The organism is Acinetobacter sp. UBA6571, from assembly GCF_002434085.1.
In the GTDB taxonomy this organism is placed as follows: domain Bacteria; phylum Pseudomonadota; class Gammaproteobacteria; order Pseudomonadales; family Moraxellaceae; genus Acinetobacter; species Acinetobacter radioresistens.
Genome location: NZ_DJJJ01000067.1, coordinates 69705 through 95829 on the forward strand (window position 1 = coordinate 69705; position 26125 = coordinate 95829).

General features: G+C 40.2%; 21 protein-coding genes. 6 read left to right on the forward strand and 15 right to left on the reverse strand.

What is annotated here, in order from left to right; translation table 11 throughout:
* Nucleotides 1–2: 2 nt before the first annotated feature.
* The 4 genes from B3X18_RS14935 to B3X18_RS14950 form a co-directional block, all read right to left on the reverse strand.
* Nucleotides 3–1565 carry a relaxase/mobilization nuclease domain-containing protein gene (locus B3X18_RS14935; RefSeq protein ID WP_017400769.1) on the reverse strand — a complete coding sequence of 521 codons (1563 nt, stop codon included), beginning with the start codon at nucleotides 1563–1565 and terminating at the stop codon, nucleotides 3–5.
* The gene (gene mobC, locus B3X18_RS14940) at nucleotides 1562–1897 is read right to left on the reverse strand and encodes a plasmid mobilization relaxosome protein MobC (protein ID WP_017400768.1); all 336 of its coding nucleotides are present in this window, start codon (nucleotides 1895–1897) and stop codon (nucleotides 1562–1564) included. Before mobC ends, B3X18_RS14935 begins: the two co-directional genes overlap by 4 nt.
* Before the next feature lie 260 nt (nucleotides 1898–2157).
* Nucleotides 2158–2547, reverse strand: a complete 390-nt coding sequence (locus tag B3X18_RS14945) for a hypothetical protein (protein ID WP_026056631.1) — start codon at nucleotides 2545–2547, stop codon at nucleotides 2158–2160.
* On the reverse strand, nucleotides 2535–3671 hold the full coding sequence (locus B3X18_RS14950; protein WP_026056630.1) for a DUF3987 domain-containing protein: 1137 nt from the start codon (nucleotides 3669–3671) through the stop codon (nucleotides 2535–2537). Before B3X18_RS14950 ends, B3X18_RS14945 begins: the two co-directional genes overlap by 13 nt.
* Nucleotides 3672–3880: 209 nt before the next feature.
* Here B3X18_RS14950 and B3X18_RS14955 point away from each other — a divergent pair, with 209 nt between their 5' ends.
* Entirely contained in the window at nucleotides 3881–4165 is a 285-nt protein-coding gene (locus B3X18_RS14955) for a pyocin activator PrtN family protein (RefSeq protein WP_017400767.1), read from the forward strand.
* Here B3X18_RS14955 and B3X18_RS14960 read toward each other — a convergent pair.
* A complete protein-coding gene (locus B3X18_RS14960; RefSeq protein ID WP_017400766.1) occupies nucleotides 4162–5319 on the reverse strand; it encodes a tyrosine-type recombinase/integrase in 1158 nt (385 codons plus the stop codon). The two genes, B3X18_RS14955 and B3X18_RS14960, sit on opposite strands and share 4 nt — an antisense overlap.
* A 103-nt stretch (nucleotides 5320–5422) precedes the next feature.
* On the opposite strand from B3X18_RS14960, the gene dusA reads away from it, so the two are divergent.
* Nucleotides 5423–6463, forward strand: a complete 1041-nt coding sequence (gene dusA, locus B3X18_RS14965; RefSeq protein ID WP_017400765.1) for a tRNA dihydrouridine(20/20a) synthase DusA — start codon at nucleotides 5423–5425, stop codon at nucleotides 6461–6463.
* 65 nt (nucleotides 6464–6528) lie between these two features.
* Here the strand turns inward: dusA and B3X18_RS14970 are convergent, their stop codons facing one another.
* From B3X18_RS14970 to B3X18_RS15015, 10 genes are all read right to left on the reverse strand, one after another.
* Complete coding sequence (locus B3X18_RS14970; protein ID WP_005023457.1) at nucleotides 6529–7299, reverse strand: tRNA threonylcarbamoyladenosine dehydratase; 771 nt, start codon at nucleotides 7297–7299, stop codon at nucleotides 6529–6531.
* Nucleotides 7300–7428: 129 nt separating this feature from the next.
* On the reverse strand, nucleotides 7429–10185 hold the full coding sequence (gene acnA, locus B3X18_RS14975; RefSeq protein WP_286935797.1) for an aconitate hydratase AcnA: 2757 nt from the start codon (nucleotides 10183–10185) through the stop codon (nucleotides 7429–7431).
* 109 nt (nucleotides 10186–10294) lie between these two features.
* Complete coding sequence (locus B3X18_RS14980) at nucleotides 10295–11134, reverse strand: TatD family hydrolase (protein WP_005023452.1); 840 nt, start codon at nucleotides 11132–11134, stop codon at nucleotides 10295–10297.
* Between the two features lie 3 nt (nucleotides 11135–11137).
* Nucleotides 11138–12115 (reverse strand): RsiV family protein, encoded by a 978-nt coding sequence (locus B3X18_RS14985; RefSeq protein ID WP_005023450.1) that lies wholly within the window; start codon nucleotides 12113–12115, stop codon nucleotides 11138–11140.
* A 91-nt stretch (nucleotides 12116–12206) separates the two neighbouring features.
* Nucleotides 12207–13028, reverse strand: coding sequence for a DUF3298 domain-containing protein (locus B3X18_RS14990; protein ID WP_005023448.1), 822 nt, complete (start codon nucleotides 13026–13028; stop codon nucleotides 12207–12209).
* A 72-nt stretch (nucleotides 13029–13100) separates the two neighbouring features.
* Nucleotides 13101–14690 (reverse strand): peptide chain release factor 3, encoded by a 1590-nt coding sequence (locus B3X18_RS14995; RefSeq protein WP_286935798.1) that lies wholly within the window; start codon nucleotides 14688–14690, stop codon nucleotides 13101–13103.
* 160 nt (nucleotides 14691–14850) lie between these two features.
* A complete protein-coding gene (locus B3X18_RS15000) occupies nucleotides 14851–16920 on the reverse strand; it encodes a putative bifunctional diguanylate cyclase/phosphodiesterase (protein ID WP_005405915.1) in 2070 nt (689 codons plus the stop codon).
* A 589-nt stretch (nucleotides 16921–17509) separates the two neighbouring features.
* Nucleotides 17510–18526, reverse strand: a complete 1017-nt coding sequence (ilvC, locus tag B3X18_RS15005; protein ID WP_005016389.1) for a ketol-acid reductoisomerase — start codon at nucleotides 18524–18526, stop codon at nucleotides 17510–17512.
* Nucleotides 18527–18560: 34 nt separating this feature from the next.
* Complete coding sequence (ilvN, locus tag B3X18_RS15010; protein ID WP_005016393.1) at nucleotides 18561–19052, reverse strand: acetolactate synthase small subunit; 492 nt, start codon at nucleotides 19050–19052, stop codon at nucleotides 18561–18563.
* A complete protein-coding gene (locus B3X18_RS15015) occupies nucleotides 19049–20776 on the reverse strand; it encodes an acetolactate synthase 3 large subunit (RefSeq protein ID WP_005016394.1) in 1728 nt (575 codons plus the stop codon). The genes ilvN and B3X18_RS15015 overlap by 4 nt, the downstream gene beginning before the upstream one ends.
* 641 nt (nucleotides 20777–21417) lie before the next feature.
* On the opposite strand from B3X18_RS15015, the gene B3X18_RS15020 reads away from it, so the two are divergent.
* The 4 genes from B3X18_RS15020 (at nucleotide 21418) to holA (ending at nucleotide 26118) form a co-directional block, all read left to right on the forward strand.
* Nucleotides 21418–21822, forward strand: a complete 405-nt coding sequence (locus tag B3X18_RS15020; RefSeq protein WP_286935800.1) for a DUF4124 domain-containing protein — start codon at nucleotides 21418–21420, stop codon at nucleotides 21820–21822.
* A gap of 116 nt (nucleotides 21823–21938) precedes the next feature.
* A complete protein-coding gene (gene leuS, locus B3X18_RS15025; protein ID WP_005023438.1) occupies nucleotides 21939–24560 on the forward strand; it encodes a leucine--tRNA ligase in 2622 nt (873 codons plus the stop codon).
* Nucleotides 24561–24587: 27 nt separating this feature from the next.
* The gene (gene lptE, locus B3X18_RS15030) at nucleotides 24588–25103 is read left to right on the forward strand and encodes an LPS assembly lipoprotein LptE (protein WP_005023436.1); all 516 of its coding nucleotides are present in this window, start codon (nucleotides 24588–24590) and stop codon (nucleotides 25101–25103) included.
* 19 nt (nucleotides 25104–25122) lie between these two features.
* A complete protein-coding gene (gene holA, locus B3X18_RS15035; protein WP_005023431.1) occupies nucleotides 25123–26118 on the forward strand; it encodes a DNA polymerase III subunit delta in 996 nt (331 codons plus the stop codon).
* The last annotated feature ends 7 nt before the right edge of the window (nucleotides 26119–26125 follow it).

The window sequence follows — 26125 nt, forward strand, 5'->3', positions numbered from 1 at the left end:
CCTCAAATTTCAAAACTTAACTTATGGGTAAAATCTTCTTTTCCAAGTGATTGGATCTTATTTACTTTATCACTTAAGACTACTTCCTTTTCATTGAAGGATTGTTTGTTCTGTTTTAAGGTTATATGCGTTCTGATAACTCTTGAAAGTTTGTTAAGATTTCGCTGTAGATTGCTGAAATTTGCTTTTGATTCAGATATAAATCTTTCTGTGTCTGCTTTAAATCTTTCTGATATTGTTGCAAAATATTCACTTGTTTTTCCAAGGCAAGCTGTTGTTTCCACAAAGCTTCTTGCTGATTTTTCATAGTTTCCTGTTGTTCTTCTATAATTATTAATAATTGTTTCTCTAAATCGGTCATCATTTATATCTCCTTGCACATAACCTGATATCGTTTCATAAATTGACTCTTGTTGAGTTCTAAAGCCTTTCTGATCTCGATTAAATTTTTTTCCTCTTGTTGTACTAACTCTTTCATATTCTGTAATTGGGTCACTTCCATTTTTATTGAAAAATAACCAATTATTATTAGTGTAATAATCATAAAGCTGATGAAACTCATAAAAAGGTAAAACTTCAGCTTCTTTTCCCTTATTTTGATACCGCCTAACCTGTGGTTGACCTCTTCTATTTGTATTAAAAATTTGCCAGTTTCCAACATTTGATTTTTCAAAATGTTGTCGTAATTCTTCAGTGTCTTTAAACATTTTTCTTGGCTTCTGTTGATAGCGCTCAAGTAGCCATTTTCCTTTTCTTTCAACCTCTCTTCGAAGGCTTTCCCTATCGTTGATATCGAATCGTTGTATTGACTTTCTATTTTCTTCTGTTCGTTTATTAGGCCCAATTTCAAAGAGTCTAGTAGTTTTAAATTCTGATTCATATATCAAGCCTTCTAACCTTATATTTCTTTTAAATTCAGGATGTTTTATAGATATTGATTTATTTACTTGCCGTACCACATTTAAATTATTTTCAGTAAGATAATTTATTAATGATTTTCGATCATATACATTCCCATTTTTAATCCCCAACTCAACCAAACTACCAATAAGCTCTACAACATCCCTAGTCTTTTTAGGAGTGTTTTCTCTTATTTTCTTTAATAATGGTATTGCTAAATCTGGACCATGCAAATTGTACTTAAAATTTATAAATTTTTTATATAAATCTATTCGCTTTAAATCAGTAGGTGCATAAAAAGGATTAAGTCTTTTCCCTGTAGTAATTTCAATATTGGGTATAACAAAATTTAACTCTAAACGATCTTTATCAGTATGCTCTATCCATAAAATATTGTACTGCTCTCTATTTAAGCCTGGAAATAATATTTTTTCAAAATCATCCATAATCTTAAACTTATCTTTTTTATCAATATTTTTTTCATAGAATGATAAGCAACCACTAGTATACTTTTTTATATAAGGTGAACTATCTATAATAGAACTTGTTAATGCTACACTTCCCCTCATTACTTGTGCTTTTTCCCTTTCCCTATCTTTACCCAATAAATAATTTATACAACCTTCAGACTTTCCTTTACCATGCCTAAAAAACTTAATAATCATAAACTTATACTCCTTATTTGATTATCTATTGAAATTAATAACTGTAATAGCTTCACTTTTTTATAAGTTCCTGTTCCTGCCATTTCTTGATTGACTGCATATGCGATCTGATTAATATTTGTCCCTATTTTTGATAGTTGATATAGTTTTTCTCTTTCTACTTTTAAATAAATTGGATCTTCAATTATTCCAATTTTTTCAAGTGCAGATTCTCTTAAAAACTTTGCTACTGCAATTTTAGATTTTCTTATCTCTGTTAACTCTGATTCAAATAGTCGGACTTTAATTATATGACCACGTTTAGGTCTTCTTGATTTTTGATATTCATTCATAATTATTTATGCCATTTTATTAATTGGTTTTTTAAAGGGGTCTTGGGGAATTCCCCAAGCAAGGTTTCATAAAAGCTTCCGAAGGGGGCTTTTGTGTATCCTTGCTTTTTCTTTTCCATTTAATAAAAATATCAAATATTATTATTTTAAAAATAAAAAAATTCAATTTTACTGTTTTTTCACTTATTTATTATTTTAATCATATAAAAAAACTGACATAACTTAGTTATGTCAGTTATGTCAGTTTTTATTCACCTTGATTACTTATTATATATTTCTGGATTAATATAATACTTAATAGTAGGTCTACCACCTTTATCAGTACTAGGTACATTTTCTTTTACTAACCATCTATGCCTAATTAGATATTCTAAAGATGAGACTATAGTCTGATTTTCTTTGAATCCTTTCCATTCTTTTCTTACGATATCCCTTACAGTAAAACCCGATGTTCTCATAGAATCATTCGGCTCTAATATTTTCAATTTACTACCTAGTTCATAAGCTTGATTTCTTGGATTTGATTCTAGTAGCCCATAAACTTTACGTGCATGAGATTCTAAATATACTAGCCATTTCAGCCCTAAATTCAGCTCATCTGATGTAATTGTTTTTGATTTCTTTTCTTTTGTCTCAATTAACCTAACCAAATGAAAATTAAAACTATCGCTAATAAAAGTTTTTCATACTTACCCAAATGCTCTACTAACAATGAGTTTTGTTCATTAGATTTCTTTTCGCTCATAGCATTAAACCAAGCGATATACTTCTCTTGAGCTTCAATATCAAAACGTAGAATTCCTCTTTTAGTTTCAGGATCTACTTCTGTAGCAATCTCACTTATATCCTCATCTGACAGGAAATAAAGTCTTTCAAATATATTTTTTACCGCATTTCGATTTTCAATATCTGGAGCAATATCCGTAAATTTTCCTATACTAGGTTCTGGATAAACCATCACTTGGAACCTTTGTAAAAATCCATCATTTTTTGATGCTGTAGCTTTCTCTCTCATATACGTATTAAGTTTTTCAGGCTGAATAGCACCTACGACACTGAGACAATGATTTTTAATATAGCCATCCCCTCGTCCAATTCTGCTGAAAGTGTATGAACTGTTCCCATTCCATCCTTCTAAAAAGTACGCTCTTCCTTCCCCATCATTCTTTTCCAAACTCACAAGAAGACCCATCAATTCATCCCTTACAATGGCTAAACCATATGGGTTATTTTTTTGCTTTTCCGCTAAAGCTTCAGGAGTACTATCATTTAAATATAAATACCTTGGTGGCGTTACTTCTTCGTTATCACTATCCTTTAACTCCTTTTTATACCTTTCAAACTCTTGTTCCTGGATTTGCTTTAAAAAATACATACCGGCATTGATTGCAAAAGATTTCTTTTGGGAGGGTTCAGCGATAATTACGCCCCAAATATTTGGAATTACACCAAAAGTTGCATTTTGTTTAGGGCGCATCTCTAGCTTTGCACCAATTACTGTACCTAATGCAACAAGCAAGCTTGTTGCAATAAAGTCAGGAGGCATACAATCTGCACCATATGCAGTATCAAATACATATTTGGATAATGTTGCAGGCATCATCTCTTTTTGTAACACATTAACTTTTACTTCTTTTTCCTCAAAAGGAATCACTGATTCAAATTGAATAAGCTTAGTCTCCTGAGGCTTATTAGCTTTTAACTTTTTTTCAGCGTTAGAATTCAAAGATTTTTTAACGTCGTTAGAAATCTTAGATTTCTTTTTTTTGGGCATTTTTCACTCCAGATTTATATGCAAGACACTAAAAGGTCCCTCCTGATTTGAAGCCTATAATTTTTTAATTTTTGAAGATTGATTTTGTGTTGAAATTGGAAAAAATCGCTAAATTTAATTTTTTTGAACAATTTTTTTTAGATTTCTATCAAATTCATTTTGATTTTTATCTTTTTGGTAATGTGCCATCAAGTTATTGAAATGGTGCTATGTCACGTTTTATGAGAAATACCTCTGATATACAGCTTATGCTTCTTGAAAAGTACAAACATTCGCCAGTAATTTTATTGGAGACAGTATTAAAAGACTTTTTCCCCCATTTAAACTTAAGCTCTGCCAAGAAGAAGGCTGCCTGTCAAATGTTGCCATTTCCTGTTTTTAAAGCAGAAAAGTCTCAAAAATCCCCTTATTTAGTGAATATTTTTGACTTAGCTAAATATCTAGCAAAACAAAGTAATTTAGGTACCAAAGATTGGGAGAATATGAACCGCTAGATAGCGGTTCTTATTTTTTTAGATTTAACTATGTCGATTACTTCATCAAATTCAATTCGATCATGTCTACGACGCTTAATGTTTATATACCGCTCTAGGCTAGAAAGTGATTCATGCAATGAGTAACACTTTATCTCATGGATACTTTTACCATCTTCTGCCAAACGTGTTAATGCTTCATGTCTCAAATCATGAAACCGAAGATCCTTTATGCCACACATTTTCACACCATCTCGCCAATCTTTTGCAAAAGACCTAGCATTGAGAGGTACCAATAAATTTGGTTCACCACCTAACCTTAACATTCTCTGACGTACTTTTTCATCTAATAATTGCTCAATAACACCTTTAGCCAATTGATCAATTCGAAAATACTTATCATTGCCTTCTTTATCCGTAGGATGTTTGACATCTTCCAGTAGCCATTCCTGATGGACCTGATCAAAATTTTCCAATTTTAATCGTGTAATTTCATCCTCTCGTCTACAAGTATAAATAGATAACCACATGATTAAATGTAGTGGCATAGATATATTGCGCGAATGCCAACGATTATAGAAATGCTCAGTTAAATTAATAAGCTCTTCTCTTGTTAACAATCTAGTTCTTTTCTTTGACTTCGTAATAATCTTAGAGCCTCTAAGCCCTATCATTGCTAGCTCTAACTCTCCCAAATCAACTTCTTCATGCCAAACTAAATGGGCATATAAGAGTACTGTTTTCATATATTGCAAATCTTGGAGTGCAGTACTGCTTGCAATAGCTTTGGCTCCTATTTCAGGATAACCTTTACGGCGTAAGAAAGTATGTTCTGTAAAATGCTCCCGTTTAAGATTCTTCAATTTCACCTGACCAATAGGCCAGTTTGCTAGGAAACGTATTCCCATCCTTTTAGAACGACCAAAGCCCTCGACTTCTGCTAAATATTTTTCAAATGCCTGACTCAGAGTCAGATCACTAATTTTTTTAGGATTAAATATCGCATCAGGATTAATCTCAATTTCATCTTCAAGATTTCTGATCCATTGCTTTGCTAAAACCCGTGTACTAAAAGATCTAGACTCGCTAAAATGCGTGCCATCTTTACGCTTGACCCTAACTTGTGCACGAAAACTCGTACCCTTTTTACCTTTACGCTCAGTTATCGTTCCCAATTAAATTGCACCATTTTCTGTATTTAAATTTTTGGTGCAGTTTTTGGTGCACCAATTCACTAAAATCTTCCCAAATATCCCGAAATATGAGAGAAAATGCAACATGCAAATTGTATCTAATGAATTGAAAACAAAAGAAAACAACGGTGCATCAATAAATCCTCGTATTTCGGTCGCCCCGATGATGGACTGGACGACCCGTGACTACCGTTTCTTTGCTCGCCTGTTTAATCCAAATGTGATCCTTTATACTGAAATGGTCACGACTGGAGCGATCTTATTTGGAGATGCTGGCCGCCATCTAAATTACAATCAAGAAGAACATCCGGTTGTACTCCAACTCGGTGGCTCTAACCCAAAAGATTTGGCCACATGTACAAAGATGGCTGAGGACTGGGGTTATAATGAAGTTAACCTGAATGTCGGCTGTCCAAGTGACCGGGTACAAAATAATAAAATTGGTGCCTGCCTGATGGCAGAGCCTGAGCTGGTGGCAGAATGTATTTCAGCGATGCGCCAGGCAGTTAATATTCCGGTTACGGTTAAACATCGAATCGGAATTGATGACATGCAATCTTATGAAGAGATGCTGCATTTTGTGGACACAGTAGCAAAAACTGGTTGTAATAATTTTATTGTGCATGCCCGTATTGCCCTATTACAAGGATTATCTCCAAAAGAAAACCGTGAAGTTCCACCTTTGCGTTATGAGGATGTCTACCGGTTAAAACAGGAACGTCCTCACCTCACGATTGAAATTAATGGCGGCGTTAAAACTTTAGCTGAGACACAAGAGCACTTGAAACATGTAGATGGTGTCATGATTGGCCGTGAAGCCTACCATAACCCTTATCTGCTGGCCGAATTAGGTGAGCTCTGGAATTTACCCATGCCAGACCGTTTTGAAATTATGGAACAGATGCTTCCTTATATTGCCAAACGGCTAGAAGAGGGTGCACCACTATCTGTGATTACCAGGCATATTTTAGGTTTATTCCAGTATTTACCTGGAGCCCGAAAATGGCGTCAGGCTTTAAGTGGAGGGAATGCCAAAACTTATGCTGATGTCGAAAGTGCGATTCAGAATATTAAGGCTGCCATGCAGCGCACTGAAGATTACCTGAAAGAACAACATATTTTTTAAACTTTAAAGCCCCTGTTTAAGGGGCTTTATTTCTAAAAGCATATTATAAAATACAAGCAGTAGCGTTACTGTTTTGCCTTAATTGCTTCAAGTTTTCTCAAAACCTCTGCGACTGCCACCATGGCAAAACTTGAAGTTACCACCACAGCAGAACCATATCCTCCACAGCGCAGCCCTGCACTAGCACAAACTTCGCTACTGGAAAACGGATTATCAATTGAATAAATACAGGTAATCCCGAATTTCTCTTTTGGCTTTTTGCAAATTCCTTTACTGCGTAACTGGGTACGTAGTTTAGCCAGCATAGGGTCCTGTTCGGTTTTTGACAGATCTGCCACTCTGATTTTAAGCGGATCAAGCTTGCCTCCTGCTCCACCAGAAACAATTAGAGGGATTTTATTAAAGCGGCAATGCAGCATGAGGGCCAGTTTAGCTTTGACATCATCAATACAGTCCAGTACCAGATCAGGCGCCATGGCAAGTATCTCTTTTACATTGTCTGAAGACAGGTAGTCATCAACCAGGTTGACCTTAATTCTGGGATTAATGGAATAGCAACGTTCAGCCATGACAGCAATTTTTTCCTGTCCCAAGGTAGCGGTCATAGCAGGTAACTGTCGATTAATATTAGATGCAGCTACCACATCCATATCGACCAATGTCAATTCACCTATGCCGGAACGGGCCAAAGCTTCTACTGCCCAAGAACCTACACCGCCGATTCCAATCACCATAACATGACTGTGTTCATAGTAATTAAATGCCTCATCTCCATAGATTTTGGCCACACCCGCAAATCGGCGCTCATATTCATCGTTTTGGAGAAGTTCAGTCATTACATTCCATGAAAATATTACAGATCACTCTATTTTAACGGGAATGACCTCAGTGTGACAGCTCATAAGATCCAAAAAAATTCTGCTGTCTGAACCATACAAATGATATGAAGCTCAGGCAACTACTCTTCAGGAAGCAATCAAATGCCGAAGCACATAATGGAGAATGCCACCGGCCTTAAAATACTCGACCTCATTAACAGTATCGATACGGCACAGAACCTTAAAACTTGACTGCGTTCCATTAGGTTGTTTCAGCTCTACCCTTAGGATCTGCTGCGGTGACAAGTCATCAGATAAACCATGAATTGACAGAATTTCATCACCATTAATATTGAGTGAAGTCCTGCTTTCATCTGGCATGAACTGTAAAGGTAACACTCCCATACCCACCAGATTGGAGCGGTGAATTCGCTCAAAACTCTGGGCAATAACAGCTTTCACTCCCAGTAAATTAGTTCCTTTAGCTGCCCAGTCACGTGATGAACCTGTGCCATATTCCTTGCCTGCTATAATAACCAAGGGTGTGTTTTCTGCCTGATATTGCATGGCCGCATCATAAATAGACATTTTCTTATGAGTGGGTATATGGAGTGTATTGCCACCTTCTTCACCACCCAGCATTTCATTTTTAATCCGGATATTGGCAAAAGTTCCGCGCATCATTACTTCATGATTACCACGGCGTGATCCATACGAATTAAAGTCTTTTGGCTCTACACCCAGTTCCTGCAAATAACGACCTGCCGGACTGTCTTGCTTAATATTTCCCGCCGGTGAGATATGGTCTGTAGTGACTGAATCACCCAGAACAGCCAGTATTCGTGCTTTTTCAATATTTTTAACCGCTTGTGGGGGCTGATCAATTTTTTCAAAAAACGGTGGATGACGGATATAGGTAGAGTGCTCATCCCACTGATAAGTTTTAGTTTCGGGAATTTGCAGAGATTTCCAGTTTTCTTCACCTTCAAAAACAGCCGCATATTCTTTATGAAACATTTGGGTATTTACATACTGCAAAGCCTCTTCAATTTCAGCTTGGGTCGGCCAGATATCCTTCAAATAAATTTTTTCGCCATTTTTTCCTTCACCAATTGGTTCAGAGCTTAAATCAGTGCGAATATTTCCAGCCAAGCCGTAGGCGATCACCAGAGGGGGAGATGCCAGCCAGTTCGTTTTTACCAGTGGATGAACACGCCCTTCAAAATTACGGTTCCCAGAGAGTACGGCGGCTACATTTAAGTCAAAGTTCTGGATTGCCTCTTCGATAGGTTCTGGCAAAGGGCCTGAATTTCCAATACAGGTGGTACACCCATACCCTACCAGGTTATAACCCAGCTGATCGAGATAAGGCATCAGTCCAGATGCTTTCAAATAATCAGTCACAACTTTGGAGCCTGGAGCCAGAGAGCTTTTTACCCATGCTTTCCGTTGCAAGCCTTGTTCTACTGCTTTTTTAGCCAGCAAACCTGCTGCCAGCATGACACTCGGATTTGATGTATTGGTGCATGAGGTAATGGCTGAGATCACCACATCACCATGAGAGAGGAAGTAATTTTTACCCTCTATTACACAGCAAGGATTAGAATGGGGTAAATTGGCCTGTTCTGCCTCAACAGCTGTTCCACCGCCCCCTTCATTTTCCAGTCGTTCCTTCTCAGCTTTAGCAGGCTTTAAATGCAGATCCATTAGTGCCTGAAAAGTATGAGGCACATCAGAAAGTGCCACTCTGTCTTGTGGGCGCTTTGGTCCAGCCAGGCTTGCTTCGACTGTACTCATATCCAGGGTTAACGTATCAGTAAAGACCGGTTCATCTCCTGTCTCGCGCCATAGGCCCTGCTCTTTACAATAGGCTTCAACCAGTTCAATCCGTTCAGCATCTCGGCCGGTCAGGCGTAAATAACCCAAGGTGACCTCATCAACCGGGAAAAAACCACAAGTTGCACCATATTCGGGGGCCATATTGGCAATGGTGGCACGGTCCGCCAGTGGCAGTTCAGCCAACCCGTCACCATAAAACTCGACAAATTTTCCAACTACCCCTTTCTGGCGTAGCATCTGGGTAATCGTCAGTACCAGATCTGTAGCTGTAATTCCTTCGCGCAGTTTTCCGGTGAGCTGAAAACCCATCACCTCAGGAATAAGCATGGAAATGGGCTGTCCTAGCATGGCTGCTTCTGCTTCAATTCCACCTACGCCCCAGCCCAGCACTCCCAAACCATTGATCATGGTTGTATGGGAATCTGTTCCTACCAGCGTATCTGGAAAAGCAAATTCTTTTCCATCTGATTCACCAGTCCATACAGTCTGTGCGAGATACTCAAGATTGACCTGATGACAGATTCCTGTGCCTGGAGGAACGACGCTAAAATTATTAAAAGCAGATTGCCCCCAGCGCAAAAACTGATAGCGCTCGCCATTGCGTTGCATCTCTACAGCAACATTGGCTTCAAAAGCATGTTCATCTGCAAAATGGTCAACCATAACAGAATGATCAATCACCAGATCAACAGGGCTTAGCGGATTAATCTTTTCTGGATCAGCTCCTGCCTTTTCGACTGCTGCACGCATGGCAGCCAAGTCAACTACAGCTGGTACTCCAGTAAAATCCTGCATTAGAACCCGCGCTGGCCGATACTGAATTTCCTGAACCGAACTGCGATTCTGCTGCCATGCAACTAAAGCCTGTATATGTTCCTGCTTTACTGTAATCTGATCTTCAAAACGTAGCAGGTTCTCGAGTAATATTTTTAAAGATTTAGGTAGCCTGGTAAAATCATCCAGATGCTGCTGGGCCTGTCTTAAACTGAAGATCTGATAATTTTTTTTTGTTGTTTTTAAAGTCGTCAGTGAATTAAAACTATTAATTGTACTGTACTTAGCCATACGGCAATCCTCCGGCTTCAACTTTGTTCTTGTCAATCATGCTCCATTTAATGTATGCCAAGAATAGGAATACAGTGTTATTGATTAGTTAATATCTGATTTTACGTTTCTAGTTCTTCGTCGGTTTCTGGCTTATATGCAAGGCAGTGAATGAGTTATGCCATAAAGTTTTGGCTAATTCCTCATGTGAGATTCCAAATATTACAGACAGTTCATCCAGTACATAAGTTAAATTACCAGGTACATTACGGGTACGCTGTTCGGTTGAAGTCTGGCAACATAGAGGCGTCATATCAGGACAATCTGTTTCAATAACCAGATGTTCAGGTCCTATATCTTGCACCACTTTTCTTAATTTTTTTGCATTGGGATTAGTCACCTGCCCTGTAATACCCAGTTTAAAACCCAAGTTTACAAATGCTTTTGCCTCTTCAATACCGCCACTAAACGCATGGGCAATACCGCCCAGTTTAAATTTGTGTTTCTTGAGTAAGTTCAGTACATCAGCATGTGCTTTACGGATATGTAACAGCACCGGTTTATGATGCTGTGCTGCCAGCTCGAGCTGTGCAGAAAAATAATCCTGCTGCTTTTGAAAAACTTCTGGCTGCTTATGCTGTTTAAGTAAAGTATCCAGACCGATTTCCCCTACAGCGACACTCTCATGAGTTTTTAGTAGATTTTCCAGCCGATTCAGATCTGAAAACTGATGCTGTTCAATATAAAAAGGGTGCAAACCTGGTGCGAGATAACTCTCTGGTGCATCTTTTAAACTATTCATATAATGATGGGTATCAACCAGGTCATTAAAGCGCGACTCCACAAAACCGATTAATACCAGCTTTTCAACTCCGGCTGCTTTAGCCTGATAGGCCAGATGTTCACGGTCTGCGTCAAAATCTGGCACATCAAAATGTGTGTGAGTATCAAATAGCGCCAGCCTGCCCATAAATTATTTGTCCGCTTCGGGCGTAGCCGGAACTGCAGTAGTTTTGATATCTGGTGGCAAGTATTCTGTTTTGATCACATCCTGTAGCTCACTGTAGGGTACTACAAGACGTGGCAGGCCAACCACATAGGGACCAATTTCATATTCTCCATATTGTAAAATCAATCCCTGCTTGGCTAAAAAGAAATTATTAGAGAGCTTGAATTTCCAGACCTGTTCATATTCTTCTACACTACTGGCGAGCTTGTTCTCCATCACCCAGTTCTGGAAGGCACTATAAAATTTCTTTTCCAGTACTGCCTGTTGATTGCCATTTAAAATATCTTTTAGCTGTAGCTGCTGCTTCTTCACAAGATCAAAATTATAATATTGCTGAGATGCTGAGCCATGGGCACCGCCCAGGTAACTGCTAGTATTTAACACAACTGTCACCAAGGGACCTTTACTTTGAAGTACCTTGGGCGCCACGGTCAGACTGATCTGCTGGTTGGCACTTAATGTCTTGATTTCACGGTCTAGATCTAAAAAGACATCGGCATAACGCTGCACCTGAGCGTCAAAGTTTTGCTGATCAATTGGGGTAGTGGTTGAATTTGTCCGACTGATTTTAGGTTGGCTTTCAGCAGTATCTTTTTTTGACTGAACTTCTGAATTTTCAACCGGTTTTTTTACCATTTCACTGACGTCAAGAATCTGCGCCAGACTGCTTAAAACAGCCTGGTCTACTGCATCATCTACAAAGGCGTAATTAGAGCTGAGGCGTTTTACATCAAACTGTGGGCAGGTATTACCTTTACATTCCGGCATAGTGACAATCACATCAACCTGTTTCGCCTCTAGAACCGGTTCTCTCTGTTGAGGCACCGCAGACTTTTGTTCAGTCTGTGGCTTTTGTTCCGGTTTATCCTTCGGCTGGCATGCCGTTAAACCTATAACTCCGACCAATAAACTTAAGCTTAATACCTGTTGAGTTCTTAACATTGCTCCCCACCCATTTTCGTCTTACTTTAGACCGCCTTGTATTAGCCTAATGGCTTCATTCAGTAATTCACAATTTTTTTTGTATCTCAACTTAAAACATTTGTTGATATATTTCAGGTTTAAGTATCTGCTGAGTCTGTTTGCGGTTCAGATAGATATCCAGCTGGCTGGCTTCAGGCGCTATCTCATGTGCACGATAATGTATACCAATCCCTTCTTCATCAAAAAACCAGTCTGACTGAGACCAAGATAATTTTTTAGGAGTATCTTTACGAACCTCGGCTGTCTCTTTTTCTAACCAGTCCTGATAATGCTGCTGAACCAAGGTGTTTAATGTAGTTTTTTGCTCAGGCTTTAAAATATCATTTAAACTCAAAGCTTTCTGGACTTTGCGGTCTGCTACAAAAAAATATTGCCGGTCTTTAATAGTTAGTTCTTCAATTTTACTGTCTATGCCTATTTGCAACAGTACATATTGATTACGCTGTGATGCAATACGAGTCTTCATTTTCAGCTCGTATGCACGGTTTTTAGAATATTTCGCCTGCCACTGATCTGAAGCTTTTATAAAAGCATTGACTGCCTGTTGTAAACTCAAATTCTGATTCAGATCAATCTGCTGCTGAATAATCTGTGCCTGATTTTTAGCGATCCACTGATTTAGCCAGACATCCTGAGTATTGATAGTTTGAATATCGATATCAATACAGTTTTTCTTTTCACAAAATGGCAAAGCATACTCAGCACGTTGCTCTTTAATATTTAAATAAGGAAGCACATCTGCCTGATCTATTACTTTTTCAGCATAATGTTGCTGGCCTTTTGACTCAGGGGCCTTATGTTTTTCTTCACAGCCCATAAGGCTTAGTACCGAGCAGATCAGGATAAGTGTAAAGTAGGGCTTGTTACGCATTTTATATTCCTTCTGCTCAATGAACTTTATAATAAAACAGCCTCCGAAGAAGCTGTTTTATATCATGACTATTTAGTGTTCACGTGTATTGCGGAATTCAATATCTGGCCAGCGTTCCTGCATGAGTTGCAGATTCACCCGGCTCGGCGCCAGGTAAGTCAGATGTCCACCGCCATCTATAGAGAGCTGATCATGAGCTTTTTTCTTGAATTCATTCAAGATTTTTTCATCATCACAGTAAATCCAGCGCACCGTATTAATACTGACCGGCTCATAAATACAGTCCACGTTATATTCTTCCTTGAGGCGATAAGCCACTACATCAAACTGTAGTACCCCGACTGCTCCCACAATCAGATCATTACTGATCTGTGGCATAAATACCTGAGTTGCACCTTCTTCAGAAAGTTCTTTCAGCCCCTTTTGTAGCTGCTTGGATTTTAAAGGGTCTTTAAGACGGACTCGACGGAACATTTCAGGTGCAAAGTGTGGAATACCGGTAAAATGCAGACTTTTGCCCGAGGTAAAAGTATCACCAATCTGAATAGTCCCGTGATTATGAAGCCCAATAATATCACCCGGCCATGCTTCTTCCAGATGCTCACGTTCACCTGCCAGAAAGGTCAGTGCATCACTGATCCGCACTTCTTTTCCAATGCGGACATGATTCATCTTTAGACCTTTTTCATATTTACCCGAACAGATTCGCATAAAGGCAATTCGGTCCCGATGTTTGGGATCCATATTTGCCTGAATCTTGAAAACAAAACCAGAGAATTCTTCTTCAGTCGCTTCAACTACACGCTCCTGTGCCGGATGTGCCTTAGGCTCAGGTCCCCAACCAATAAATGCATCCAGCACGTGATCTACACCGAAGTTGCCCAATGCAGTACCAAACAGCACAGGTGTCTGTTTACCTTGCAGGAACAGGTCACGGTCAAATGGATCGCTCGCCATTTGTACCAGCTCCAGTGACTCTTCAAAAGCAGCAAAGGCCAAATCGCCTACTTTTTCACGAATATCGGGATGATCGTAGCCGTCACGTACTTCAATCTCAGTAATCACTGAGCCGAAGCCATGCTTGTATAGGTACAGCTTATTTTCCGCAATGTGATATACCCCGGCAAAATCACGCCCCATACCCAAGGGCCAGGTAATTGGCACACAACGGATTTTGAGAACATTTTCAATTTCATCAAGCAATTCTAGGGGCTCACGGATTTCACGGTCCATTTTATTGACGAAAGAAATAATCGGCGTATCACGCATCCGACAGACTTCCATTAATTTAATGGTTCGCTCTTCTACACCTTTCGCCCCATCAATCACCATTAATGCAGAGTCAACGGCTGTCAGTGTACGATAAGTATCTTCCGAGAAATCTTCGTGTCCTGGCGTATCAAGCAAGTTAATTACATGATTTTTATAGGGAAACTGCATAACTGATGTAGTAATCGAAATTCCCCGCTCTTTTTCCATTTCCATCCAGTCAGAAGTCGCTGCACGGTCCGACTTACGACTTTTAACCATACCTGCTACCTGAATAGCTTTACCCCATAACAGGAGTTTCTCGGTCATGGTCGTCTTACCGGCATCGGGGTGCGAAATGATGGCAAAAGTCCTGCGCGCCTTTACCTGACTGATTAATTCATCTTTAAACATTGATAAAAATCTGCATTTGTACACATCCTGTCTAAAACATCAACGTGATGTTCTGAAAGCATGTGAGAGAAAAATTTGAAATTGGCGCAATTGTAGCAGATCAAGACTGCTTTTAAATCGGTAGTTGTATGGCAGTTTTATTTTTGAGAGTTTTTATCTTTTAGAGTTGAACGCTTTGTTTATAAACTTTTAAGCGCTCAACCTCAACAGGCGCACCTAATAGATAACCTTGTAATTGCTGACAACCTAAACGTGTCAGAATTTCCGCCTGCAGTGGTGTCTCCACACCTTCGGCAGTGACAATCAAGCCAAGTTTTGTCGCTAACTGAATAATACTTTCTAGAATAATTTCTTCTTTATTCCCCGGCTTTAACCCGACAATAAAACCCCGGTCAATCTTCAATTCATCTACAGGTAAATCTTTTAAATACAGCAGACTTGAATGTCCGGTACCAAAATCATCAATCGCAAGACGGATTCCCATTTTTCTGAGTCGCTCAAAACTACGAATACTCAGTTCAATATGATGCATGGCAGTAGATTCAGTAATTTCAATAATCAGGTTATTTGGCTGGATCCTGTACTTTTCCAAGAGGTTTTCCAAGGTATCAAACAGCTTCTGATGCTCGAACTGGATTGCAGAGAGATTAACAGCAACCGGACAGAGGCTGATTCCATTTTGTTCCCAATACTGGATCTGTTTGCAAGCTTCCTCAAGCGCCCAATATCCCATCGGAATAATCAGACCGGTTTTTTCAGCCCCTTCTATAAACATATTAGGGCTAAGCAGGCCCAAGGTAGGATGCTTCCAACGAATTAAAGCTTCTACCCCACAAACTTCATAGGTTTTAGCTGAAAATTTGGGTTGATAAAACAGGATAAATTGCCGCTCTTCTACAGCTTTATACATATCATTAATCAGTTTAGACTGACTTTGAGCTTCATACTGATGCACAGAATAACTAAAGACAGCATAGGTATTGCGACCCTGTTCTTTCGAAGCCAGCATAGCAGCATCTGCATTGATCAACAGATCCTGCAAATTAGTACCATGCTCTGGATAAATCGCAATACCGATACTGCACGAAATATTGATTTCCTTGCCCGCGATCAGATAGCTTGCCTGAATCAGGCTTAAAACTTTTTCAGCATAATAAATGGCACGTTTACGCCCAGTATTTTCAATGATCAGGAGAAATTCATCTCCCCCTACACGTAACAGTTTAGCTTCAGGGCCAAGATTTTGATGAATACGAGCGGCTACCTGAATCAATAACTGGTCACCTACCTGATGGCCGAAAGCATCATTTACTGCCTTGAAACGGTCCAGATCAATATATAAAAAGGCAAAACTCTTTTTATTTATTTTATGCTCAATAAATAAATATTGGGCATAATCTAGCAGAAAAAGGCGGTTAGGAAGCCGGGTCAAATTGTCCTGAACAGCCAGATTGGCCAGTTCTTTATTAATTTCCATAAGGCGCCGGTTACGCTCTTCCAGACGCTCTTCCAGAATCGCTACCAGAAATGCTGTCATGAGTACCAGACAGGTAATAAAAACAATAGTAAATAATAAGAGTGTACGTCCTGCCTGGTAATGTTCCAGAACTTCAATCTGTCCACCGGTATAGAAAACGACACCAGCCATGGCAATATAATGAACACTGGAAATACTGAGTGCAAATACCAGCGCTACACCCAGTTTAATCCAGAACCGGTATTTAGTAGCATGCTGATATTTAAAAGCCAACCAGAATGACAATCCTGTTCCCAGTATTCCAACTAACACTGAAAGAATTACCAGCAAAAGCTGGTAATAGATCATATAGCCATGCAGGATGAGACCCATCATCCCGGTATAATGCATACCAGAGATTCCAAGCCCCATCACTACTGCAGCAAGTACCAAACGTGGTAGGGACAGAAATTCACGAGAAGTTAACCAGAGTGCAAAGATAGAAGCAGCGGAAGCAACTAAATATGAAACGATGGTTAAGGCAGGGTCAAATACTGACTCTTGGGAAAGATGCACAGCGAGAAGCCCGGCAAAGTGCATTGAACAGATCGCCAGGCCTAAAAACAAACCGCTCCCGGCAAGAACTACATTATGATACTTAGGAAAAGTATTTTGAATTAAAAGTTCACGTAGCGAGATTGCAATATAACAGACGGCTACGGCCACCAAGACCGAGCCTAACACCAGTATGCTGTTATAATGCATATGAACCATAAACAATCCAAAACAAAATGATAATTATTCTTCTTGCAAGTTAAGTACCTTAAAGCATACCTGTTATGTGTAGCGTAAAGAATTGGTAAGATTATTTATTCCTGCATTTAGGTTAATTCTTTTTATTTTCATTATCAATTAAATAATTTCTTAAATAATGCTTTAAAAATTACCTTTTATCTGGAAAATTCTATAGAACGTTAAAATAAAAATAAATGACCAGAAAAACAGCACGAAATAATAGATGATTTATTTTCCAGTCCTTTTTAGCTCATCATTTTAAAACTCATAATAGCCATACATCCAATATGAAATATGTATTCTGGAATCCGGTAAATTTTTTCCTTAACTTGGCCTGAAGTTATTTTTAAATTTGGTAGTTTATAAATCTTGAGAACAATTAAAACAGATCATTATTTAACAATTTTAAGCATCAAGATTTTTATCATGAAGTAGAATTTAAGAAAGAGTACTTAATAAAAAATTAAAAACAGAATATTTAATAATCACTAAATAGATATTCTGATTTTTTCACTCATAAAATAAAAACCCTACATAATGCAGGGTTTTTATAAATAAAGACAGAAACTTAGTTTTTTTCTTTATCAACAATCTTGTTAGCTTGAATCCACGGCATCATTGCACGAAGTTTATTGCCTGTTACTTCAATACCATGAGCAGCATTTTGACGGCGACGCGCAGTCATAGACGGATAATTTAAGGCGCCTTCCTGAATAAACATCTTCGCATATTCACCTGACTGAATACGTTTTAATGCATTACGCATTGCTTCACGAGACTGTTCATTAATAACCTCAGTACCAGTCACATATTCACCATACTCAGCATTATTTGATACTGAATAGTTCATATCTGCAATACCACCCTCAAACATCAAATCTACGATCAGTTTAAGTTCATGCAGACATTCAAAGTAAGCCATTTCTGGTGCATACCCTGCTTCAACCAGTGTTTCGTATCCCATTTTAACCAGTTCAACCGCTCCGCCACAAAGTACAGCTTGCTCACCAAACAGGTCAGTTTCAGTTTCTTCGCGGAAAGAAGTTTCAATGATACCAGTACGGCCACCACCTACACCCGAAGCATAAGACAACGCAACATTACGTGCATTACCTGAAGCATCCTGATGGATCGCAATCAGATCAGGAACGCCTGAACCACGCTGGAATTCTGAACGTACGGTATGGCCTGGTGCTTTCGGTGCAATCATGATGACATCAAGATCTTTACGCGGAACAACCTGGTTATAAAGAACAGAAAACCCGTGGGCAAATGCAAGTGTTGCACCTTCTTTAATATTTGGTTCAATAACATCGCGATAAAGTTGTGACTGGAATTCGTCTGGAGTGAGGATCATAACCAAATCAGCCTGTTTGACTGCTTCAGGAACTTCTGAAACTTTAAGGCCAGCATTTTCTGCTTTTTTCCAAGAGGTAGAACCTGCACGCAGGCCAACCGTAACGTCTACTCCAGAATCTTTCAGGTTCAGTGCATGTGCGTGGCCTTGTGAACCGTAACCAATAATCGCTACTTTTTTGCTCTGGATGATTGATAAATCACAGTCTTTATCATAAAAAATTTGCATTTGTTATCTCCACTATAATGCTTTTTAAATTTAGTTAGATGGTTAAAACTTTTTCGCCACGCGCGATGCCTGATACACCAGAGCGAACCACTTCAAGAATGGTATTCTCTGCAAGTGCATCAATAAAACCATCTATTTTTTCTGTTGTCCCTGCAATCTGGATGGTATAGGTGGTCGGGGTTACATCCACTACCTGGGCCCGGAAGATGTCTGCGGTACGCTTGATCTCGGCTCGCGCTGCACCTAATGCTTTGACTTTAATCAGCATCAGCTCACGTTCAATATGAGCACCTTCAGACAGGTCGACCACTTTTACTACTTCAACCAGCTTATTCAACTGCTTGGTAATCTGTTCGATCTTATGGTCATCACCATAAGTTGTTAAGGTCAAACGTGACAAGGTTGGGTCTTCAGTTGGTGCCACGTTAAGGGTTTCAATATTGTAGCCACGCTGACTGAACAAACCGACCAGACGGGAAAGCGCGCCGGCTTCGTTCTCTACGAGTACAGAGATAATATGTCTCATTTCGTGCGCTCTCCTTTTGTCAACCACATATCTTGCATAGACTGACCTGCAATCAGCATAGGATATACATGCTCAGTACGGTCTACCATGACATTGATGAAGACACACTTGTCATTGATCGCCATCGCTTCGGCTAGTTTAGACTCCAGTTCATCTGCATGATCAATTTGGATCCCAACATGACCATACGCTTCCATCAGTTTTGGAAAATCAGGTAACGACTCGACATAAGAACTAGAATGACGACCTTCATAATTCATATCCTGCCACTGTTTTACCATACCAAGTGCACGGTTATTCAGGCAGAGAATTTTGACATTCAGGCCATACTGTTTACAGGTCGATAATTCCTGAATACACATCTGGATAGAAGCTTCACCAGTAATACAAACCACCTGCTGTTCTGGACAGGCCAGTTTGGCAGCCATGGCATATGGTAAACCTACGCCCATGGTACCCAGACCACCAGAGTTGATCCATTGACGTGGCCTCTTGTACTTATAATAAAGTGCAGCAAACATCTGGTGCTGTCCTACATCAGAAGTAATAATGGCATCCCCATTGGTCAATTTGCACAGGGTTTCTACTACCTGTTGCGGTTTCATTGAACCATCATTAGCCATTTGATATTTCAGGCCGTGTACCTTGCGCCATTCATTGATCTGGCTCCACCAGTCAGCAATTGCTTCAGGATTCGGCTTTGAAACATTCATCTGCTTCAACTGGGCCAGCATTTCCTGTAGTACCGGCTCTACTGCGCCTACAATTGGAATGTGCGCCATAATCGTTTTTGAAATGGTCGCAGGGTCAATATCAATATGAATAACTTTAGAATTTGGGCAGAATTTTGCCGGGTTATTGGTAACACGGTCATCAAAGCGCGCACCAATCGCCAGAATTACATCAGCATTATGCATCGCCATATTGGCTTCATAAGTTCCGTGCATGCCTAGCATACCAATAAACTGAGGGTCATTACCCGGGAATGCTCCCAGTCCCATCAGGGTATTAGTCACCGGATAACCCAGAGTATGCGCCAGTTCAGTCAGCAGATGAGAAGCATTGCCCTGTACTACGCCACCGCCAGTATAAATTACTGGACGTTTGGCCGAGATCAGTTCGTCAATTGCTTTACGGATCTGACCTGCATGACCACGTGAAGGCGGCTGATAAGAACGCATCTTCACTTTTTCCGGATACTCGTAGGCAAATTTTTCAGCCGGATTGGTCGCATCTTTAGGAATATCAACAACAACAGGGCCCGGACGTCCAGATGCTGCAATATAGAATGCTTTTTTAATAATTGCCGGAATTTCACTGGCATGACGGACCTGGAAACTGTGTTTTACGATTGGACGGGAAATACCGACCATATCTGTTTCCTGAAATGCGTCTTCACCGATGAGATGGCTTGCAACCTGGCCAGACAGAATGACCATTGGAATTGAATCCATATAAGCAGTTGCAATTGGAGTTACAGTATTGGTTGCGCCTGGACCTGAGGTAACCAGAACTACACCAGTTTTGCCGGTAACACGTGAATAAGCATCAGCCATATGACCTGCAGCCTGTTCATGGCGCACGAGGTAATGCTTGACTTTGTCTTGTTGAAATAGCGCATCGTAGATATGTAAAACTGCGCCGCCTGGATATCCAAAAACATGTTCAACGCCTTCATCCGCGAGTGCGCGAACGAGCATTTCACCACCAGATAAAAGTTCCAACGTGATTCACCCTAATCTTATTTGCATTATCATATGGAAGGCATAGATAAGTGCTTAATTCATTAACTGTCTGCACTGTTATAGCACACATATTTCATAGTTTTTGCCGCAATAGGAAAAAATTCTGATCGGGCTGCTGTTTGAGCGGCACAGTGATCTAAAACATGCTGGGATAAACATATTTTACGGTTTTGTACATCTCCTCGGCTAGAGGAAATGCCCATTGCGTATCATGTCATTTATTCGAAGGGTGATCGAACAGATGCATATAAAACCTGAGCAAGCATTTTTCTTGTTTCAGACTGTAAAGTCAAGATGAAAGATTGGCTTTTTTTGCTCAATAAATAGTTCGAACAATTTTTCTACTATTTTCTTAAAAAAATTATAAATATATTTTTTAACAAATAGAATCAGTATTTTAATTATAAAAAAAAGTTCAAGCTCTCTTAAAAAAATTGAATATAAAAAGTTATATGTATAATTCTCTGTATAAAAAATTACCCATATTCTTCTTTCTAAATTAAATATAATGAGGCAGATTAGTCACTGATAATTACTACCTATTTAAACAGGTGTATTTTGATAGTATCTATTGCTTGGAAACGCTAAACCCTTCTCTGATTTTTATAAGGATGAAAGCCATGGTATTGAGTTCATTAAAGCGTAAAAGCTTGATACATCTGATTATTATCAGTACGGGTGCAGGTCTTAGCCAACCGTTATTAGCACAGCAATATTATAAATGGGTAGACCGTAAAGGGACAACTCACTATACGACCACTCCACCGCCCAAAACAGCCAAGAAAAAAGGCAAAGTGGAAACTTATGGCTGGCATAATTCAGCCCCACTCAATACAAACCAGCCTAATACTCAAGATAGCCAAGCTGTAGCATTACCGCAGAATATGCAGACGCCACAAGTTAATTCTGTACCATCCAGTAATTCTCAGCAAAATGGACAAACGCAGGCTATTCCAGTCCTTCCTGCTGCTGCCCCTCAAACACTGGCAACTCCTTCAGAAAATGTGAATCAGCAGCCTCGTTAAGCCAATCTTTGATTAAAGTACAACTTTTCATAAAGAAAGCATCTGCAAAATTCACATTTAGGTATATTTTGCGCTATGCTTTCCACAAAATTTTTATTGCTGTTCATTAGACGTTTATGACTACTCACATTGACCCTGAATATCAAGCGAGCGCGATTGAACCTCAAGTCCAACAAGACTGGGATAATCGTAAAGTATTTAAAGTTGCCGATACGGTTGAAGGTAAGCACCGTTACATCCTTTCGATGTTCCCTTACCCAAGTGGCAAACTCCATATGGGTCATGTGCGTAATTATACGATTGGCGATGTCATTAGCCGATTTTATCGTCTGAAGGGTGAAACCGTGCTTCAGCCTATGGGTTGGGATGCGTTTGGCCTACCTGCTGAGAACGCGGCAATTGCACATAAAGTTGCTCCAGCAAAATGGACATTTGAAAATATCGCTTATATGCGAGACCAATTAAAAAAACTCGGCCTGTCTGTAGACTGGGATCGTGAATTTGCAACGTGTACACCAGAGTACTATCACTGGGAACAATGGTTGTTCGTTCAGCTTTATAAAAAAGGTTTGATCTACCGTAAGCTTTCAACAGTAAACTGGGATCCGGTTGACCAAACAGTTTTGGCCAATGAACAGGTAGAAAATGGCCGCGGCTGGCGTTCTGGTGCATTGGTTGAAAAACGCGATATTCCAATGTACTACTTCCGAATTACGGATTATGCACAAGAATTACTAGACGATCTGGACACGCTCAAAGACGGCTGGCCTCAACAAGTGTTGACCATGCAACGTAACTGGATCGGTCGTTCTACAGGTATGGAAATTACTTTCCCATCTGCCAATACCGAAATTTATGCTGACGGCCTAACTGTTTATACAACACGTGCTGACACGCTTATGGGCGTGACATACGTGGCGGTTGCAGCAGAACACCCTCTTGCGCTTAAAGCTGCTGAAAATAACCCTGAATTGGCTGCATTTATTGAAGAATGCCGCATGGGTTCAGTTGCAGAAGCTGACTTGGCTACAGCCGAGAAGAAAGGTATGACAACAGGTTTGTTTGCAAAACACCCTGTAACTGGCGAAGAGCTTCCTGTCTGGATTGCGAACTACGTATTAATGTCTTACGGTTCTGGCGCAGTGATGGCTGTACCAGCACATGACGAACGTGACTTTGAATTTGCTAACAAGTTCAACTTGCCAATTAAGCAAGTGATTGATGCCAAGGGCACTGATGATGCAGAGTATTCTGCAACTGAATGGCAAGAATGGTACGGTTCTAAAGAAGGTAAACTTGTTAACTCTGGCGAGTTTGATGGTTTAGAATTCCAGGCTGCATTTGATGCATTCCTTGCGAAATTAGAGCCACAAGGCTTAGCAAATTCTAAAGTTCAATTCCGTTTACGTGACTGGGGTGTTTCTCGTCAACGTTACTGGGGTTGTCCAATTCCAATGATTAACTGTGATACTTGTGGTCAAGTCACAGTTCCAGAAGACCAACTTCCGGTTGTATTACCAACTGATGTTGTTCCAGATGGCTCAGGTAACCCGCTTAATAAAATGCCTGAGTTTTTCGAGACCAAATGTCCTTGCTGTGGTGGCGATGCACGCCGTGAAACAGATACATTGGACACATTCGTAGAATCATCTTGGTACTACGCACGCTATGCATCTCCAGATTTTACTGGCGGTATGGTTAAACCTGAAGCTGCTCAAAACTGGCTTCCAGTCAATCAATACATTGGTGGTGTTGAACACGCGATTCTTCACTTACTTTATGCACGTTTCTTCCACAAGTTAATGCGTGATGAAGGTGTTGTACAAGGTAATGAGCCATTTACCAACTTGTTAACTCAAGGCATGGTACTTGCAGATACTTTCTATCGTGAAGCAGAAAATGGTAAGAAAACTTGGTTTAATCCTGCTGATATCGAACTCGAACGTGATGAGAAAGGCCGTATCATTTCTGCAAAATATACAGGGGATGGTCAAGAAGTGATTATCGGCGGACAAGAAAAAATGTCCAAGTCAAAAAATAACGGTATCGACCCGCAAGCGATTATTGACCAGTACGGCGCAGATACAGCTCGTGTATTCATGATGTTTGCTGCCCCACCAGATCAGTCACTTGAATGGTCGGATGCAGGTGTTGAAGGTGCAAACCGCTTCCTGAAACGGGTATGGCGTTTAGCCACTGGCTTCCTTGAAAAAGGTAACAATGCATCAAACATCGACAAAACTGCATTGTCTGCTGCCGCGCAAGACTTGCGTCGTAAAACACATGAAACCATCCAGAAAGTTAGTGATGATATTGAACGTCGTCATGCATTTAACACAGCCATTGCGGCAATGATGGAACTGTTGAATGCCAATAACAGGTTTGAGGCAAAAGATGATAATGATGTGGCAGTTGCACGTGAATCTATCATGGCACTGCTTACATTGCTTGCTCCTTTCGCGCCACACTTAAGTCAGACATTACTGGCCAAGTTTGGAAGTGATTTAACCGCTGCACTGTTCCCTGTTGTGGATGAGTCTGCATTGGCTCGTAATACGCAGACTATTGTGGTACAAGTAAACGGTAAACTTCGTGGCAAACTTGAAGTTGCTGTCGATATTTCTAAAGAGGAACTGTTGGCTCAGGCCAAAGCCCTGCCAGATATCCAGCAGTTCCTGACAGGACCAACCAAAAAAGAAATTGTTGTGCCAAACAAACTGGTTAACTTGGTCGTTTAATTAAATATATAGCAAAGGGGAAATGGCATGCACCTGGCCCAACGTTTAGCAGCAATTGTTTTAACTTTAGGCTTAAGTGCAGGCCTGGTTGGCTGTGGGTTTCATCTCAAAGGAACAGAACCTACAGCAATGCCTCTGGCCTATCAAAAATTAAGTCTTGTCTTGCCTGCAAATGCTGAAGAGCTACAGAGTCAGTTAAGTATTTATCTGACTGCCGCAGGCATTCAGCTGACCAATTCACCAAATGCTTATGTACTTCGGGTAGTAGAATATACACCAAGACGCCAACTGCTTAATGGTAAGCTCACGGAGGTTTTACTGCGTCTGACTGTCACCATCCAGATTGAAGATCATCAGGGTAATCCGGTCACCGAACCACGTACCCTTACTGCATCACGCAGCTACCAGTATGATGTGGAAACTGTAAATACAGATAATCAGGAAGAAGGCTATTTACAGCGGCTACTAATTGATGATATTGTCCAGCAAATCAGTCGCCAGATCAGCTCTAACCGCTTGCCGCGTATACAGAATGTATCCTGACAGCCTGTAAATACAGTTTATGAAAATTGATTACCTCCAAGCTTTAAAACGTGTCACGGATGCTCGCGGTACGTGGATCCTGCACGGGCAGGAACCATTACTGGAACAGAACCTGCTTGATGCATTTCGCCAGTCATGGCAGGTACAGGAAACTGAACGGCAGCGTTATGATATTTCCAGTGTTTCTGACTGGAAGCATGTCTTTAACGCACTTAATAGCCTGTCATTATTTTCACAGCATCTTGCCGTTGAAGTACACGGCAATATCAAACCAGATGCTGGCGCCCTCAAGCAGCTGAAAAACTATATCCAGCATAATGAGTCTAACCTACTGTTAGTGGTGATGCCAAAGCAGGACAGTAGCAGTCTCAAATCTGCCTTTTTTCAAGTAGTTGAGGCAAATGGTGTAGTGGTGCCACTAGTGGCGAATTATCCTAAGGAACGCCAGCAGATTTTAAGTATTGAGGCAGAAAAGCTAGGTATCCAGCTGGATCAGGAAGCCTGGCAGTGGCTCATGCAGCACCATGAACATAATCTGCTTGCTGCAAAAAACAGCCTGATGCGTGTTAGTGATACGTTTCCCGAACAGCGGTTAATTCTCACTGAACATTTATATGCCTGTTTACAGGACCAGTCACGTTATAGCACCTATGATCTGAGCGATGCTTTGTTAGCTGGCAATCTGGCACAGTCAATCCGTATTTTCCAGTATCTGCTGGCCTCAGGTGAACCCATGAGCCTAATACTCTGGACTATTAGCCGTGAAATGCGGCTATTGATGCAGTTATTTGAGCAACCACAGAATGCACTGCAACTGGGCATCTGGAAGACTAAAATCTCCAGTTACCAGCAGGCTTTACGCCGTCTTAATCCGAGACAGTTTTTAACCTGGCCGGGTTTGCTGTTGCACATTGATGCTGCAATTAAGGGCATGAGTGAAGAAAATGCCGAGCATCTCTGTCAGCAGGCAATTGCCGAACTATGCGGTGTTAGCCTATTTGAATACTCAGCCTGATTAAAAC